The sequence below is a fragment of the Adlercreutzia wanghongyangiae genome, assembly GCF_035989245.1.
GTDB lineage: Bacteria > Actinomycetota > Coriobacteriia > Coriobacteriales > Eggerthellaceae > Adlercreutzia > Adlercreutzia wanghongyangiae.
The window spans coordinates 39,821-54,637 of the sequence record NZ_JAYMFF010000014.1; the positions used below are offsets into that span (position 1 = coordinate 39,821).

Below are 14,817 nucleotides of genomic sequence, written 5' to 3' on the forward strand. Positions count from 1 at the left end.
ACCATTAGCAATGCAGTGAGCAAATACCGTGCCAGATTAGGAAGCGCTCTCCTGCAGGTTCAGCTCCTCGCCCGCAAGGGATGCCCCGCAAGACTGCCACGAGCGACGGCAGAGGCGCACCGTTACCGGGCACAGCAGGGCAGAGGCAAGGTAAATGCCGATGACCAGCAAGAAGTCCACAGTGAACGAGCCGGTCACGTCGTAGAGGAACGCGAAGGCGAACGAGCCCACGGCGCTGGCAACGGAGATCGCCATGCACACGTAGGAGTAGATCTCGGAGAAGTGAGCTGTGCCGAACCCCTGGCTGCCCAGCATAGGCGAGACAATGGAAAGCGACGAATAGCCCAAGCCGTAAATGCCCACGCCCACAAAGAACATCGCGGCGCTCGAGCCGCTGAACAGGGCAATGGCCACGCCGACGGCACCGCCGAAGCCGGCGATCATGCCCGTCGGCACGGCGCCGACGCGATCGGCCAGCCAACCGAGCAGCGGCTTTCCCGCAATAGTTCCTATCATGATGGCCGACACCGCGAAGGCCCCCACCTCGGCACCCAGCGGCCCTACGGCGCAAATGGAAGGCACCTGCTGCATGAAGAAGGCTCCCATGGAGAAGCATCCCGCAACCACCATGAGCAGGTACAAGCCAGGAGAGCGCAGCGCCTGGCGCACCGTGGCCCCCTCGCGCACCACCTCCTGTCCCTCGGACGCATCCGACAGGGGCACCGGACGCCCATAGGCCTTGTCGGCCCCATAGGGCAAAACGCCTATGGACTCGGGCGAGGGGCGTAGAAGCAACGCGGTCAGACCCGCAGATACCACCATGCACACAAGGCTCGTGGACACCCGCGCCACTTGCCAGCCATAGGCCGTGATCAGCATCTGCGTGACAGGGCTCGCCAACGCCCCGAACACACCGATGCCCGCGCTGGCGATGCCAATGGCAAAACCGCTCCGCCGGACAAACCAGCGATTGATAATGGTGGGCACGGCGAGGAACAGAATGAAACCGGAGCAGAAGCCGTAGGCCACGCCGTAGAGGTTCCACTGCCACGGCTCGGTGAACGTCACGCAGGCCGCCGTGGAAACGCCTATGATGATGCAGATAATGGTCAGCACCCACCGCGGATTGAAACGGGCGAGAACCATGCCCGCCAAGGGCGTCACCGCCGCGGCCACCAGCTGCTGAATGGCCATGTACAACGTGGCTTCCGTGCGAGACCAGCCGAATTGGTCCATAACGGGTGTGGCATACACGCCCGCCGTATTGCCGACAACGCCCACCGGCATCGCGTAGAAGGCCAAGCAAGCGACCACGATGACCCATCCGTAATGAATGCGCGGTTTTGCTCCCATAGCGAGAAACGCCCTCCTTCATTGAGAAGTGCCGGGGCCCAATTCGCCGGGATCGTCCCTGTCGGGAACACATCCAGCGGGGCACCCGGCACCTTTTTGCACCTGTGCTTTACCCGAACGCGCCTAGCCGAACGGGGTCTCTTCCTTCTTCAGCAGCTTTGCGTCGTACATCGCGGCGATCTGATCGGGGGTGGCGCCCAGCTCTTCCAGAATGTCCTCGTTGTCGGCGCCCACAAGCGGCATGCCGCGCCAAATCTGACCCGGATTGTTCTTCAGCTTCGGCACGATGTTCACACCGCGGATGGTGTCGTCGTTGTAGGAGTTCTTCCATTCCGTGAAGCTCTCGCGAGCGATGTAGTGCGGGTCCTTCTCGGCGATGGCGAAGTTGTAGATGCGGCTCGCCGGCACCCCGCACTCCAGCATGATGCGCTCGGCCTCCTCGGCGTCGTGCTCGCCGAAGAACTTCTCCATGGCCGCCTCCAGCACGTCGCCGGCCTCGCTGCCGAAGGGCACCACCGGCGTGCCCACGGGGAACAGGTCGCTGCCGTATTCCAGACCGAAAGCGGGAATGGCCTTCTTCACCACGCCGGGACCCAGAATGAGCACGTAGATGGGCACACCGTCCTTGCAGATGTAGGTGCCGTAGCCCGCCGACGAGGTGGAGTGCGAGCCCTCGCGCACTGGCAGGGCCCCGGTGTTCAAGTAGTTCACCGCATAGAAGCCCTCGCAGCGCAGCATCGACTCGTACTGGGCCACGTCCACGCTTTCGCCCTGGCCGGTCTTGCTGGCGTTGATGTAGCCGGCCAGCGCGCCCAGATCGGCCATGAAGCCGGCATAGTAGTCGGACACCTGGGGGAAGGCCAGCACGGGCAGGCGATCGGGGAACCCGTTCATGTCCATGAAGCAGCCGAAGGCCTGGCCGATGCCGTCAAACGAGGCACGGCCGATGTAGTCGGGATCGCCCGTTTGGCCGAAGCCGGAAATGTGCACGATGGTCAGGCGCGGGTTGATCTCCCACAGCACCTCGTCGGGCATGCCCCACTTGGCCATCTGACCGCCGCGGAAGCCGTCCATCAGGATGTCGGCGTCTTTCAGCAGCTCGAAGAAGAAGTCGCGGCCGGCGCCTTCCTTCACATTCATGCACAGCGAGCGGGTGTTGCGGCGCTCCATCTGAGTGCCCCAGCCCTGCAGCGTCGGCCCCGTGGGGCGGGACGTGTCGCGGCCGAGCGGGCTCTCGATGCCGATCACGTCGGCACCCAGGTCGGCCAGAAGCCCGCAGGCGAAGGGGCCGGCGATGGCCATGGTGAGGTTCACGACCTTCACGCCCTGCAGGGGACCGAACTTCGGGCACTCTTCTGTTTTCATGGGATCCTCCTTTTATGTCGGGCCGCCGCAGACGGCGGCATCTCCTGTCCGGTGTTGTGCAAAATTCATGCCATACTGGCATGGATTTTGCAGTCCCCTTCCCAGAGCCCATCGACGAAAGCGAGGCGCCCATGGCCGCGAACAACCTTCCCAAGCCGCTTCCCTGCGAGAGCGTTGCCGTGCAGCTGGAGCCCACCGACGGCACGCTGCCTGCGAGCCTGGGCATCGAGGTGCCGGGCGGGCGCGTGGAACGCGTGCTGGAGCAGGGCATTCGGCTTCCCCATCGCCATACCGCCCTGTACTCCACCGCCGACCCCTACCAGATGGCCGCGGAATTCCACATCGTGATGGGCGAGCGCGTGCTGGCTCGCGACAACCTGGATGTTGCCCGCGTGCGTGTGCGCAACGTGAAATGGAGCGGCGCCGGCGTGCCGCAGATAGAAATCGCCTTCGAGGTAGACAAGCGAGGTCTGCTGACCATCGCCGCAGCCAACAAGGACAAGAAGAGCACCGAGATGCTGGCCCATGTGGCCCTGCCCACGGTAAGCGACGCCATGGTTCGGCAAGCCCAGGCCGACGCCGAGGCTCACCGCGACGAAGACGCCGTCCACGAGCGCAATATCGAGACGATGCTTTCCGGCTATTACCTGATGGATCAAGCCTACGAGCGCTTCGCCCTGGCCAAACGCCGCATGAACTTCGTCCGGAAACGCGCCTACAAGGCGGCCCGCAAGCGCCTGAGCCGCGCGCTGAGCGTCATGCCGCCCGAAGCCACCCCCGCCACCATGGCCGAGCTTGAGGCAGCTCTGGACAACTTCCGCGCCGTGTACGATGGTATGGCCGACGACTACCGCGCCGTGAAAAGCTGGTGGGGCAAGAAGTAGCCCCCATTCCCGGTTAACACCCGAATTCCAGCTCGTAGCAACAAGAAAGGCGCCCCGAGGGGCGCCTTTCTGCGAGTTAGCTTGCTCGGCGCATTGCCGAACCGTCAGGCCTTGCGGGCGTGCGGCTTAGTACATGCCGCCGCCACCGCCCATGGCACCGGCCAGGGCGCTCAGATCGGGACCCTCCTTGGGGATCTCGTTGATGGTAGCCTCGGTGATGAGGATGAGGGCCGCCACGGAAGCCGCGGACTGCAGCGCGGTGCGGGTCACCTTCACCGGGTCGTTCACGCCCATGGCGATCATGTTGCCGTACTCGCCGTTGGCGCAGTTCAGGCCCTCGCCCTTCGGCAGGCTCTTGACCTTCTCCACCACGACGGAGCCCTCGAAGCCGGCGTTCTGCGCGATGGCGCGCATGGGGGCCTCGATGGCCTTGCGGATGATGTTGATGCCGACTTCCTCGTCCTTGTCGGAGGCCACGACGGAATCCAGGGCGCCGATGGCGTCCACCAGGGCCACGCCACCGCCGGCGACGATGCCCTCTTCCACGGCCGCGCGGGTCGCCTGCAGGGCGTCCTCGATGCGGGACTTCTTCTCCTTCAGCTCGGACTCGGTGGCAGCGCCCACCTTCAGCACGGCCACGCCGCCGGACAGCTTCGCCAGACGCTCCTGGGCCTTCTCGCGGTCGAAGTCGGAGTCGACGCGCTCCAGCTCGGCGCGGATGATCTGGATGCGGTTCTGGATGTCTTCCTTCTTGCCAGCGCCGTCCACGATAAGGGCGGTGTCCTTGGTGACCTTCACGGTCTTGGCGGTGCCGAGCATCTCCATGGTGGCGTCGGCCATGGTCATGCCGAAGTCCTTGTCGATAACCTGGGCACCGGTGACCACGGCGATGTCCTCCAGGATGCGCTTGCGGCGGTCGCCGAAGCCGGGGGCCTTGATGGCCACCACGTTCAGGGTGCCGCGCAGGCGGTTCAGCAGGATGGTGGAGAGAGCCTCGCCCTCGACGTCCTCAGCCACGATGAACAGCGGACGGCCGGCGCGCATGATCTCCTCCAGCAGCGGAACCATGTCCTGGATGGAGTTGATCTTCATGTCGGTGAGCAGCACGAAGGGATCCTTCAGCACCGCCTCCATCTTCTCCATGTCGGTAGCCATGTAGGGAGAGATGTAGCCGCGCTCGTACTGCATGCCCTCGACGATCTCCATGTCGATGCCGAAGATGGTCTGGGACTCCTCCACAGAGATGGCGCCGTCCTTGCCCACGGCGTCCATGGCCTCGGCGATCTTGTCGCCGATGGCCTCGTCGCCAGCGGAGATGCGGCCGACGTTGGCCACCTGCTCCTTGGTGGACACCGGCGTGGCGTCGGCCTTGATGGCGGCCACGATGGCGTCGGTGGCCTTCTCGATGCCGCGGCGGATGCCCAGGGCGTCGGCGCCGGCGGTCACATTCTTCAGGCCCTCGGATACGATGACGTCAGCGAGCAGGGTGGCGGTGGTGGTGCCGTCGCCGGCCACGTCGTTGGTCTTCACGGCAACCTCGCGCACCAGCTGGGCGCCCATGTTCTCCACGGGGTTCTCCAGCTCCACTTCCTTGGCGACGGTCACGCCGTCGTTGGTGATGAGCGGGGCGCCGTAGGACTTCTCCAGGGCGACGTAGCGGCCCTTGGGGCCGAGCGTCACCTTCACGGCGTCGGCCAGCTTGGACACGCCCGCGGCCAGGCCGGAGCGAGCATCGGTATCGAACTTGATTTCCTTAGCCATAAGTTCGCGTTCCTTTCAGAAACTTTTTCTTTTAGATCAAAACTAAAATCAACAATGGAAACAGCAGGCTTTTCGTGGTGAGTCGCATAGCCCTGAAGGTTCTGCGGCCTTGAGCTAAGCAGCCTTCGCGCTGTGTGCGAAAGACCGCAGGTTCTGAAGGGCTAGGCGGCCGCCACGGAAAGCCATCGGGTGGTTGAATAATTAATTATTCAACCACCGCAAAAATGTCGTCGGCGCGGAGAATGAGCACATTCTCGCCGTCCAGCGCGATCTCGGTGCCGCCGAACTTGCCGTAGATGACCTTGTCGCCCACCTTGACGGGCATGGGGATCAGCTTGCCGTCCTTGTCCAGCTTGCCCTCGCCCACGGCGAGAATGGTACCGGTCTGGGGCTTTTCCTTGGCGTCGGAGGCCAGGAACAGTCCGGAGGCGGTGGTGACCTCGGCCTCGTCCTGCTTCAGGATGACGCGGTCGCCCAGAGGCTTCAAATTCATAGCTTGCCGTCCTTTCAATGGTTTGCGTAGTGCGGGTGCACAACCTCTCATTTAACCACTCGATCGGGTTAAGTGCTAGCACTCCGCGACTACGAGTGCTAAACAGGTAGACATCATAACAGCAACGGGACGGAATACAAGGGGGTGGGGAGAAAAACTTGAGTTTTTTCCGCTCAAGTTTCCTGTGATTATGCTCTTGATCAGGGATTACCTAAGCGCTCTGATTTTTGTGCACCTGCGCAGCTATTTTCCCGCCGGCGCGACGAGGCCCGTTTCGTAGGCGAACACCACCAGCTGGGCGCGGTCGTGGGCGTCGGTCTTCGCCATGATGCGTGCCAAGTGCGTCTTCACCGTGGCCGGCGAGATGAACAGCTCCTCGGCGATGTCGTCGTTGGAAAGGCCGCGCGCCACCAGCATGAGAATCTCGCGCTCGCGGTCAGTGAGGCTCGCCAGAGCGGTGCGACGACCGTCGGCGGCCTCGGCACTCCCCCATCCGGCGCGCGGGCGGGCGGCCACGAAGGTTTCCACGAGCCGGCGCATCACCGAAGGCTGGATGAGCGCATCGCCGTCGGCCACCACGCGGATGGCGGCGGCAATATCGTCGGGGTCGGCATCCTTCAGAAGGAAGCCGCTCGCCCCGGCGGCCAGGGCATCGAACACATACTCGTCGATATCGAAGGTGGTGAGCACCAGCACGCGCGTTTTAGACAGCAGCGGGTTACCCGTGATGGCACGCGTGGCGTCGATACCGCTCATCTCGGGCATGCGAATGTCCATAAGCACCACATCGGGCTTCAGGCGCTGCGCCTCGGCCACGGCCTGGGCGCCCGTCTTCGCCTCGCCGACGATCTCGATGCCCTCGTAGGTGGAGAGGATCATCTTGAAGCCGCTGCGCACCAGATCCTGGTCGTCCACCACCAGCACGCGAATGGGATCAGCCATCGGACTCCTCCTTCTGAACCAGCGGAATAGCCACGGCAATGCGCACACCGCCCCAGGGGCTGGGCTCGGCGGCGAAGGTGCCGTGCAGAAGCCGCGCCCGCTCGCGCATACCCAAAAGCCCGTGATGGTCGGCCGGCGCCTGGGCGCCCGTCAGCCCGCGTCCGTCGTCGTCCACGGTCAGATGCGCCCAGCCTGCAGCGGCATCGGTCGCAAGGGTGACGGCGGCCCGGGTAGCATCGGCGTGGCGCACGATGTTGGTGGCGGCCTCCCGCGCGATGCCATAGAGGGCTACATCGATGAAGGTGGGCACCACGGCGCGATCGTAGCCTTCCATGGCCAACGATGCCTGGATGCCGGCGCCTTCCAAGTAGGCCGTCAGATCGGCCATGCGCTCGGTGCCCTCGGTGGGCGCGGTTTCCGCCGGCCCCTCGCCGGTGCGCAAAACCCCGATCATGGCGCGAATCTCCTCCAACGCCGTCTTCGCCGTGCGGCGCACCTCGGCGATGGCCGCGCGGGCCGCCGCCGGGTCGCGGTCCACCAAACGCTCGGCCGCCGCAGCCTGGATGCTTACCGCCGACAGTGAGTGTGCCGTAATATCGTGCACCTCCCGTGCGATGGACACGCGCTCGGCCTCCACGCGGCGACGCGCCTCGGTCTCGCGGGTGCGCTCGGCGGCCAGTGCCCGTTCCTCCACGGCGCGCAGATGCTCCTGATGCTCGTGCAGGGCATAACCGGCGAAGGCGGCCGCCAGGGCCAAGGCCCCGTTCTGGAACAGCGTGAGCTGGGTGAGAATGCGCGACTGATCGGGCGGCGCCGGGGCGAACAGGAACACCGCCACCGCCACCGCGCAGGCGGCCACCGCCTCGCCGCGCGACCGCGTGGAGGCAACGGTGAACAGGGCGATGAGCGGCCCTGCTACCGAAAGCGCGATGCCGTTCATTTCCATCTGAAGCACGGCCCAAGCCAGCAGCGTCCATGCGAACACCGGCCAGGGGAACCGACGCCGGGCAACCAGGGGCAGCGTGGTCAGGGCGATGGCCCCCAGCGACAGCGCGGTGGGCACCATGGCCTGAATGCCCATGAGCCGCCGCATGAAATCATCGGGAATGAGCAGGTTCACCGCCAGCGTCAGCTGCAGGCACGCGAACCCGAAGGCTCCCAACGCGATCACCGCGTCGATAAGCCAATCGGTGGCGGAAAGCCGCCGGGCGCTCTGTCGGAATAACCTATCCATGAGCATCATGGTAAACGAGCGGGGCGACGACCGCCATACCCCGACCGATGTAGTTGCAAGGCTGTTAAACGTAGAATGCCGTCGCGGGATACGGGGGCTCCAGGGCGCGTTTGAAGGCATTGGCGGCCGTGCGTGCGAGAACGTAATCCACCAGCTGCGCGGCCTCCTCAACCGAGCGGCCCTCGTCGGCCAGCAGCGCGACAATCTCGCTGGCGTCCCTTCCCCCTTCCACGCTCGCCACCAGAATGCGATCCAGCGTGGCGTAATCGACCCCCAGCGATTTCTCGTCCTCCTGGCCGGGCGCCAGCTCGGCCGAGGGCGGCTTCACGAACACGTTCACGGGAATGGGCAGCGCGGCGCCCTCTTCGGCGGCACGGCGGTTGCGGGCGCGGGCCATGGCGAACACATCGGTCTTGTACACGCCTCCCAGCGGAGCGAAGGCGCCGGCCGTATCGCCGTACAGGGTGGAATACCCCATGCAGGCCTCGGACTTGTTTCCCGTGTTCAGCATCAGCCACCCGTGGGCATTCGAAAGCGCCATGAGACACACCATACGGCAACGGGCCTGGGTGTTCTCGGCGGCCAGGCCCGAAAGCGCCCCGCCGCACGCCCGGGCGAGCACCTGCTCGAAGGCCTCGAAGGGCTCGCAGATGGATATCGTGCGCACGGGAATGCCCAGGTTCTTCGCCAGAGCCTCGGCGTCGTCGATGGACGACTCGCTGGAATAGGGACCGGGCAGCATCACCCCGTGCACGTGGTCGGCCCCCAGGGCATCGACGGCCATTACGGCCACGAGCGATGAGTCCATACCGCCCGACAGGCCGATCACCACATCGGCGAACCCGGCTTCGCGCACGAAGGCGCCCAGGGCTTCGGTACAGGCGTCGTACATCTTCAGAGGCTCCATGGCGGTCCTTTCGGGTTGGCGGGCAAGATCCCTCGACTCCGCGCTGCGCGCTGCGCTCAGGATGGCACGGGAGGCGGCGGGCACGCTGCATCCAGTATGACACTGCTTTGTTTCGGGGCGATTGCCACCGGATGCTAATCGTCGGGCAGGTCGACCTCGATGGAATCGATCTGCAGCTCGCGGCCGGCCAGAAGCTCGGTGGCGAAGCTGTCGCAGGCCGGGCAGAAGCGGTTGTGCAGGTCGTGCTCGAATTCCTCGCCGCATTCCAAGCACACGCTGCGCGGGCGGATCATCGTCACGTCCAGCGTGGCCCCCTCGGTGAAGGGGTCGGAGGCGGCCAGGGCCTCGAACGAGAACCGCAGCGCATCTTCCACCGCCTCGGTCGCCTCGCCGATGGACAGCTTAATGGACAAAAGCCGCGTGGCGCCCTCAGCTCGCGCCGCCTCGCAGGCTGCGTCCATCACGCTCGTCATAATTCCCAGCTCGTGCATGCCGTTCCTTTCGCCCGCTTTCCGCCCATACAGAAAGGGCGGGGTAGCCCCCGCCCCAATACCGTTCAATACGCGCGTCTACTCGTCTTCCTCGGCGGCCAAACGCTCGTTCTGGGCCTTGATGCGCCGGCCCAGCACCACGCGGGCGATGAACAGGCTGCCTTCGTACAGCACGATCATAGCCGCGAACATCAGCAGCATAGTCACCGGCGAGGCATCGGGCGTGACCACGGCGCAGATGACCATCAGCACCACGTACACCGTGCGCCAACTGCCGCGCAGCTTCTTGTACGGGATAACGTCGAAGATAACCAGGTAGAACACGATGAGCGGCAGTTCGAAGGCGAAGCCGAAGCCAAGCTCGAACTTGATGATGATATCGATGTACGAGCTCATGCGCGGCGCCACGTAACCCAAGCCCATGGCCTGGTCGGTCAGCCATTGGAACGCCGGATTCAAGATGATGCAGTAGCAGAACACGGTGCCGATCATGAACAAGGCAACCGCCGCCGCGAAGGTGGGCACGAACCACTTGCGCTCCTGGGGCTTCAGCGCCGGCAGGAAGAACGCCAGCAGCTGCCACAGGATAACCGGAGACGTGGCTACGATGCCGGCCCATACCGATATCTGGAAGCGCACGGCGAAGGCCTCGAACGGATCGATGGCCTGCAACGATGCCATGCCGTTGGCCGGGTTCGTGGGCAAAAACTCGGCAATGGGCATCAGCAGGAACTGGCCCATGGTGGGAGTGGCCATATAGAACACCACCACGGCCACGGCCAGGCAGGCGACGATGCGCACGAGGCGCATGCGCAGCTCGCCCAAGTGGTCGAAAAGGGGCATGCGCGCCGGTCCGATAGGCATGATTTAGTCCTCCTTCTCGGAAGCAGCGGGGGCGTCCGCATCGGCCGCCTCGGAAACGGTTTTGGCAGTGCTTTTCTTCGGGGGCACGGGGGCGGGCTCGGCCGTCGGCTGCACACCGGATGCGGCCTTGGCGGCCTCGGCCTTTTTCTTGGCCTCGGCTTCCTTGCGCTTCGCGGCCGCCTCGGCCTTGCGCTTCTCGGCGGCGGCCTTTTTCTCCTCGGCCTCCTTGGCCTTGGCGGCCTCGGCTTCGGCCTCCTTGCGCTCGGCGCGCTCCTTGTCGTAGCGGGCCTTGCGCTCGGCGAAGCTCTCGGGCTTGGCCGGCGTGGCCTCCTCGGCATCGTCGGCGGCGTCCTTGCCGTCGGCGGCCTTCGCGGCCGCAGCACCCGTGGCCGCCGCCGTGCTCTTCTTGGTAGCTTCGCTCACCTTCTTCGAGGCGGTGGAGGCGGCCTTCTTGGCGGCCTCGGCGCCCTTGTTGGCCTTGGCGGCCACCTCGTCCAGGGCGTCGAGCGGATTCTTGAAGGGATCGTCGGAGTCCTTGTCGAACACCATCTCGCCCTTCAGCACGCCGCTCATCTCCTCTTGAGCGCTGCGGAACTTCGCGATGCCCTTGCCGATGGTCTTGGCAATGGCAGGCAGCTTATCGGGCCCGAAAATGAGGAACCCGAACAGCAGAATGAGAAAAAGCTCGAATCCGCCGATTCCAAACACGTCTACGGTCCTTTCTACAGCCCTACAGCGAGAGCACGGTCAGAGCCATGGTGGGAATACCGAGGGCGAGCACCAGGATAATACACACGACCACCGTGAAGATCTTCTTCGTGCGCGCCCGGGCCTCGGCGGCCTCCTTGGCGCGACGTTCCCGCTCCTCGGCCGCGCGAATGCGCTCGGCCTGCTGCTTGCGGGTGATGTTCTTCGACCCGGTCTTGTTTTTCCTCTGCGACATCGCGAATGCTCCTCGATTTCCTTATTTGCTTAGGCAAATTCGCTATTATCGCAGATTGGCCCCGTCCGCGCTAGGAAAAAGCCCGCACAATACGCAGCACTGCACGATTTCCACGGTTGCGCCGACAACGCGGCACGCGGGCCGCTAGGCCTCGGGGCGCAGCTTGCTGCGAATCTCGATGACGCGGGCGATGTTCTTGGCCACTTCCACTTTCACGTGCCAGCGGTTTTTCTCGTACAGCACGCTGCCGTCCACCATGGTCATCAGCACATCGGCGGTGGTGCAGGTGTTCACCACCGCAGCCACCGGATCGGTGGTGAAGGACTGGTGCGAGCTGGACAAGTCCACAGCGATGAGGTCGGCACACTTGCCGATTTCCAGCGAACCCACCTTGTCCTGCAGACCCAGGGCACGCGCACCGCCGATGGTGGCCACCTCCAGCATGGTCTTGGCATCCAAGAAGTCGGTGTTCACGGCGCGCTGCAGAAGCATACCGAGGCGCATCTCGGACAGCATGTCGGTGGACTCGGTGGCCGCCGGCGAGTCGGTGCCCAGGCCCACGCGCAGATCGGCGCGGAGGAACTCGTCCAGGGGAGCCACGCCCATGCCCAGCTGGGCGCAGGCGCGGGGGCACACGCACACGGCCACGTCGTATTCGCGCAGCTTGCGCAGGTCCTCGTCGTCGACGCACACGGCGCCCACGATCATCACGTTGGGAGCCTCGAAGGCGCTCCAGTTCAGGGCATAGCGCACGGGGCTCACGCCGGTGGGCAGCCACGGGGGAATCTCCACGTAGCCGCGCTTCACGTCGCCGCCGTGCACCTGGAAGGGCGACGAGCCGTACTTCACGAAATCGCACTCCTCGCGGCTGCCGGCCAGCCACATGGCCACGGGCAGATTTTCCTTGGTGGCGAACTGCGAGACAGCCGTCAGCATAGCCGGATGGTTGGTGAACAGGGGCGCAGGCGCGATACCGATGGTCACGCGGTCGGAGTCCACCTCCTCGCGCCAGTGCAGGATGTCCTTCTGGGCCAGCTGCATGGCGGCGTTGATGCGGTCCTTGTCCATGGCGGCCACGCTGCGGTAGATCACCGAGCGCAGGCCCAGCTTGTTCACCGCCGTGCAGGACGCGCCGGTCATGGTGATGTCGGCCACGCAGGTGATGCCGCTGGAAAGCGCGTCCAGACCACCCAAGATGGCGGAATCGAACCAGTCGGGTGCCTCCAAACGACCTGATTTGCGAGCCACCTCCGACAGCCATTCCACATAGGGGGCGTCGTTCACCACACCGCGCAGCACCGACTGCTCCAGGCGCGTGTGCAAGTCCACCAGGCCGGGCATAATGGCCGCCAGACCCTGGTCGACCACCTCCTCGTCGGGATAGCGCAGACGCAGCATATCGGCGCTGCCGATGTCGCGAATGACACCGTCGCGCACGAGCACCGCCCCATCGACGATGGGGTCGGAAGTTACCGGCAAAACGTACTGGGCGCACAAAAGCATGGGGGCCTCCCGATCACGAGGGGTCAGCTGGAATAGCAACCAATAATAGCACGACGTATCGCCGCGCACGGATGGGCGCGCCCGATTTGCGGTCGCGGGCCTTATACTGGGGGCCGAACGTAGAGTGAAGGGCAAGGAGTTCTACCCCATGAGCATCGATACCGCCACGGGCCTGGAGGCACCCGCCGAACTGTCCAGCGAGCGCGTGCGCGACATCTTCTCGTCCATCGCGCGGAAGTACGAGCGGTTCAACGCCATTTCCAGCTTCGGCGCCTACAAGCTGTGGCTGGCCGGCATGATGCGCCAGGCCCCCATTCTGGAAAGCCACGACGTGCTGGACATCGCCGGCGGCACGGGAGACGTCACCTTCGCCGTGGCGCGCACGAAGCACCCGCGTCACATCCAGTGCACCGACCTGGTGCCCGAGATGCTGGACGTGGCCCGCATGCACGTGGACAAGGGCGACGGCGCCGGCGTGCCCATCGATTTCGAGGTGGTTGACGCTCAGGACATCCCCTATGCCGACGCGTCCTACGACGTCATCACCATGGCCTACGGCATCCGCAACATGCCCGACCGGCCCCGGGCCCTGGCCGAGATGTTCCGCGTCCTGCGCCCGGGCGGGGCGCTGGTGTGCCTGGAGTTCTCCACGCCGCCCAACGGGGCCTGGCGAGCGCTGTATCACTTCTACCTGCGCCATCTCATCCCGTTCTGGGGCGGTCTTATCACCGGCGACAAAGACGGCTTCGTATACCTGGCGAAGTCCATCAAGGCCTTCCCCAACCAAGAGGGACTGGCCGCCCTGATGCGCGAGGCCGGCTTCACAGACGTGACCTGGAAGAACTACACCGGCGGCATTGCTGCCGTGCACGTGGCGATAAAGCCGGAGTAACCCCGAGCGGGCACCTCGCGTTCCAGAAATCATTATGTCATCCTAGGCGAGCAAGAGGTAATGTCATCCTGAGCGGAGGCCGCAAGACCGAAGTCGAAGGATCTCAAGGAAGGAGCGGCGTGTTCGGGTTCGTGGTAGCCGATGCGGGGGCGCTTTCCGAGGAGGAGAAGGACCGCTACCGGGCGGTGTACTGCGGGCTGTGCCTGGCACTGCGCGACCGCTACGGACAGCTTTCGCGGACATGCCTCACCTACGATCTCACCTTCTTCGTGCTGTTGTGCAATTCTCTGCACGAGCCCGCCGAGACGCAGGGTGCAAGCCACTGCATCGTGCATCCGGCGCCGGCCGCCCCGCGCGCCTGGGCCCGTTCAACCTGGACCGACTATGCGGCCGACCTTTCCGTGGCGCTCGCCTATCACAAGGTGCTCGACGACGTGCACGATGACGGCAGCATGAGAGCGCGGGCAGCCGAGCGGCTGCTCGCCGGTGCCTACGAGCGCGCACGAGCTCGCATTTCCGAACAGTGCGCCGAGATCGAGCGAGCCATGGCGGCCATCCGTGTTATCGAGGACGCCGAACGTTGCGCTGGGGCCGTCTTTCCCGATGGCGCCGCAAAAACTCTCCCCCGCAACGTCGTGATGGCCTCCCCTTCCCCCATCGGGCCGCACGCAGACGAGAAAGACACCGTGCACACCTTCGCCGCCAGCCCCGATGCGGCGGCGCAGGAGTTCGGGCGCATGCTCGGGCGAGTGTTCTCTTGCGGCCAGGGTTTCTGGGCCGAGGGCATGGAGGAGCTGGGGCGCGGCCTCGGGCGGTTCGTCTACCTGATGGATGCCGCCGTGGACTTCGCCGATGATGCGGCCTCGGGCAGCTACAACCCCTTCGTTTCCATTGACGCGACGCCCGACACCATGCGCACCGCCCTGGCCCTGGCCGCCGCCGATGTAGCCGAGGCCTACGAGCGCCTTCCCCTCGTGCAGGACGCCCATCTCATGGACGCCATCTTATACTCGGGCATGTGGGCCCAGTTCAACCAGACCTATCCACCCGAGGAGAAGACTTCCAGCCAAGAGAGCGCGGAATCAGCGGGCGAAGCTCGGCTGTAAGGCGCAAACCAGAGCTTCGGTCGGCGAAGACCCCGGTTTCTGCATGAGATCTTGACTTATGAGCGTCTCAGCATCGTTC

The 14,817-nt window shown here is 64.9% G+C and carries 15 protein-coding genes; 3 read left to right on the forward strand and 12 right to left on the reverse strand.

The features are described from left to right. Positions 1 to 36: 36 nt before the first annotated feature. Entirely contained in the window at positions 37 to 1,353 is a 1,317-nt protein-coding gene (locus VIN30_RS07370) for an MFS transporter (protein WP_338210479.1), read from the reverse strand. Positions 1,354 to 1,476: 123 nt separating this feature from the next. Further along, the gene (locus tag VIN30_RS07375) at positions 1,477 to 2,718 is read right to left on the reverse strand and encodes a CaiB/BaiF CoA transferase family protein (RefSeq protein ID WP_326424872.1); all 1,242 of its coding nucleotides are present in this window, start codon (positions 2,716 to 2,718) and stop codon (positions 1,477 to 1,479) included. 131 nt (positions 2,719 to 2,849) lie between these two features. On the opposite strand from VIN30_RS07375, the gene VIN30_RS07380 reads away from it, so the two are divergent. Next, the gene (locus VIN30_RS07380) at positions 2,850 to 3,602 is read left to right on the forward strand and encodes an Hsp70 family protein (RefSeq protein ID WP_338210482.1); all 753 of its coding nucleotides are present in this window, start codon (positions 2,850 to 2,852) and stop codon (positions 3,600 to 3,602) included. Between the two features lie 126 nt (positions 3,603 to 3,728). On the opposite strand, the gene groL is transcribed toward VIN30_RS07380, so the two are convergent. From groL to VIN30_RS07430, 10 genes are all read right to left on the reverse strand, one after another. Further along, positions 3,729 to 5,363 (reverse strand): chaperonin GroEL, encoded by a 1,635-nt coding sequence (gene groL / locus VIN30_RS07385; protein ID WP_326424874.1) that lies wholly within the window; start codon positions 5,361 to 5,363, stop codon positions 3,729 to 3,731. A gap of 205 nt (positions 5,364 to 5,568) precedes the next feature. After that, positions 5,569 to 5,856: a co-chaperone GroES gene (locus VIN30_RS07390; protein ID WP_326424875.1), complete on the reverse strand. Its 288-nt coding sequence runs from the start codon at positions 5,854 to 5,856 to the stop codon at positions 5,569 to 5,571. Between the two features lie 243 nt (positions 5,857 to 6,099). Next, entirely contained in the window at positions 6,100 to 6,798 is a 699-nt protein-coding gene (locus tag VIN30_RS07395; RefSeq protein ID WP_338210485.1) for a response regulator transcription factor, read from the reverse strand. Beyond that, the gene (locus tag VIN30_RS07400; protein WP_338210487.1) at positions 6,791 to 8,032 is read right to left on the reverse strand and encodes a sensor histidine kinase; all 1,242 of its coding nucleotides are present in this window, start codon (positions 8,030 to 8,032) and stop codon (positions 6,791 to 6,793) included. The genes VIN30_RS07395 and VIN30_RS07400 overlap by 8 nt, the downstream gene beginning before the upstream one ends. 64 nt (positions 8,033 to 8,096) lie before the next feature. Further along, positions 8,097 to 8,939 (reverse strand): NAD(+) synthase, encoded by an 843-nt coding sequence (gene nadE, locus VIN30_RS07405; protein ID WP_338210489.1) that lies wholly within the window; start codon positions 8,937 to 8,939, stop codon positions 8,097 to 8,099. 134 nt (positions 8,940 to 9,073) lie between these two features. Beyond that, positions 9,074 to 9,430 carry a hydrogenase maturation nickel metallochaperone HypA/HybF gene (locus VIN30_RS07410; RefSeq protein WP_338210491.1) on the reverse strand — a complete coding sequence of 119 codons (357 nt, stop codon included), beginning with the start codon at positions 9,428 to 9,430 and terminating at the stop codon, positions 9,074 to 9,076. A gap of 78 nt (positions 9,431 to 9,508) precedes the next feature. After that, positions 9,509 to 10,294 (reverse strand): twin-arginine translocase subunit TatC, encoded by a 786-nt coding sequence (gene tatC, locus VIN30_RS07415; protein WP_326424880.1) that lies wholly within the window; start codon positions 10,292 to 10,294, stop codon positions 9,509 to 9,511. Between the two features lie 3 nt (positions 10,295 to 10,297). Beyond that, the gene (locus VIN30_RS07420) at positions 10,298 to 11,002 is read right to left on the reverse strand and encodes a Sec-independent protein translocase subunit TatA/TatB (RefSeq protein ID WP_326424881.1); all 705 of its coding nucleotides are present in this window, start codon (positions 11,000 to 11,002) and stop codon (positions 10,298 to 10,300) included. Positions 11,003 to 11,024: 22 nt separating this feature from the next. Continuing rightward, the gene (locus VIN30_RS07425; RefSeq protein WP_326424882.1) at positions 11,025 to 11,237 is read right to left on the reverse strand and encodes a CASC3 protein CASC3; all 213 of its coding nucleotides are present in this window, start codon (positions 11,235 to 11,237) and stop codon (positions 11,025 to 11,027) included. Between the two features lie 144 nt (positions 11,238 to 11,381). Next, entirely contained in the window at positions 11,382 to 12,740 is a 1,359-nt protein-coding gene (locus tag VIN30_RS07430; RefSeq protein ID WP_326424883.1) for an amidohydrolase family protein, read from the reverse strand. Positions 12,741 to 12,888: 148 nt separating this feature from the next. Here VIN30_RS07430 and VIN30_RS07435 point away from each other — a divergent pair, with 148 nt between their 5' ends. Together VIN30_RS07435 and VIN30_RS07440 are read left to right on the forward strand one after the other, a co-directional pair. After that, positions 12,889 to 13,632, forward strand: a complete 744-nt coding sequence (locus tag VIN30_RS07435; protein ID WP_326424884.1) for a class I SAM-dependent methyltransferase — start codon at positions 12,889 to 12,891, stop codon at positions 13,630 to 13,632. Positions 13,633 to 13,751: 119 nt separating this feature from the next. Next, positions 13,752 to 14,738 carry a DUF5685 family protein gene (locus tag VIN30_RS07440; protein WP_326424885.1) on the forward strand — a complete coding sequence of 329 codons (987 nt, stop codon included), beginning with the start codon at positions 13,752 to 13,754 and terminating at the stop codon, positions 14,736 to 14,738. The last annotated feature ends 79 nt before the right edge of the window (positions 14,739 to 14,817 follow it).

Bases quoted from the DNA above. Each gene is read 5' to 3' on its own strand.
- VIN30_RS07375 (WP_326424872.1), bottom strand. From the start codon at position 2,718: ATGAAAACAGAAGAGTGCCCGAAGTTCGGTCCCCTGCAGGGCGTGAAG.
- VIN30_RS07425 (WP_326424882.1), bottom strand. From the start codon at position 11,237: ATGTCGCAGAGGAAAAACAAGACCGGGTCGAAGAACATCACCCGCAAG.
- VIN30_RS07395 (WP_338210485.1), bottom strand. From the start codon at position 6,798: ATGGCTGATCCCATTCGCGTGCTGGTGGTGGACGACCAGGATCTGGTG.
- nadE (WP_338210489.1), bottom strand. From the start codon at position 8,939: ATGGAGCCTCTGAAGATGTACGACGCCTGTACCGAAGCCCTGGGCGCC.
- tatC (WP_326424880.1), bottom strand. From the start codon at position 10,294: ATGCCTATCGGACCGGCGCGCATGCCCCTTTTCGACCACTTGGGCGAG.
- VIN30_RS07380 (WP_338210482.1), top strand. From the start codon at position 2,850: ATGGCCGCGAACAACCTTCCCAAGCCGCTTCCCTGCGAGAGCGTTGCC.
- VIN30_RS07435 (WP_326424884.1), top strand. From the start codon at position 12,889: ATGAGCATCGATACCGCCACGGGCCTGGAGGCACCCGCCGAACTGTCC.
- VIN30_RS07410 (WP_338210491.1), bottom strand. From the start codon at position 9,430: ATGCACGAGCTGGGAATTATGACGAGCGTGATGGACGCAGCCTGCGAG.
- VIN30_RS07400 (WP_338210487.1), bottom strand. From the start codon at position 8,032: ATGGATAGGTTATTCCGACAGAGCGCCCGGCGGCTTTCCGCCACCGAT.
- VIN30_RS07370 (WP_338210479.1), bottom strand. From the start codon at position 1,353: ATGGGAGCAAAACCGCGCATTCATTACGGATGGGTCATCGTGGTCGCT.
- VIN30_RS07430 (WP_326424883.1), bottom strand. From the start codon at position 12,740: ATGCTTTTGTGCGCCCAGTACGTTTTGCCGGTAACTTCCGACCCCATC.
- groL (WP_326424874.1), bottom strand. From the start codon at position 5,363: ATGGCTAAGGAAATCAAGTTCGATACCGATGCTCGCTCCGGCCTGGCC.
- VIN30_RS07390 (WP_326424875.1), bottom strand. From the start codon at position 5,856: ATGAATTTGAAGCCTCTGGGCGACCGCGTCATCCTGAAGCAGGACGAG.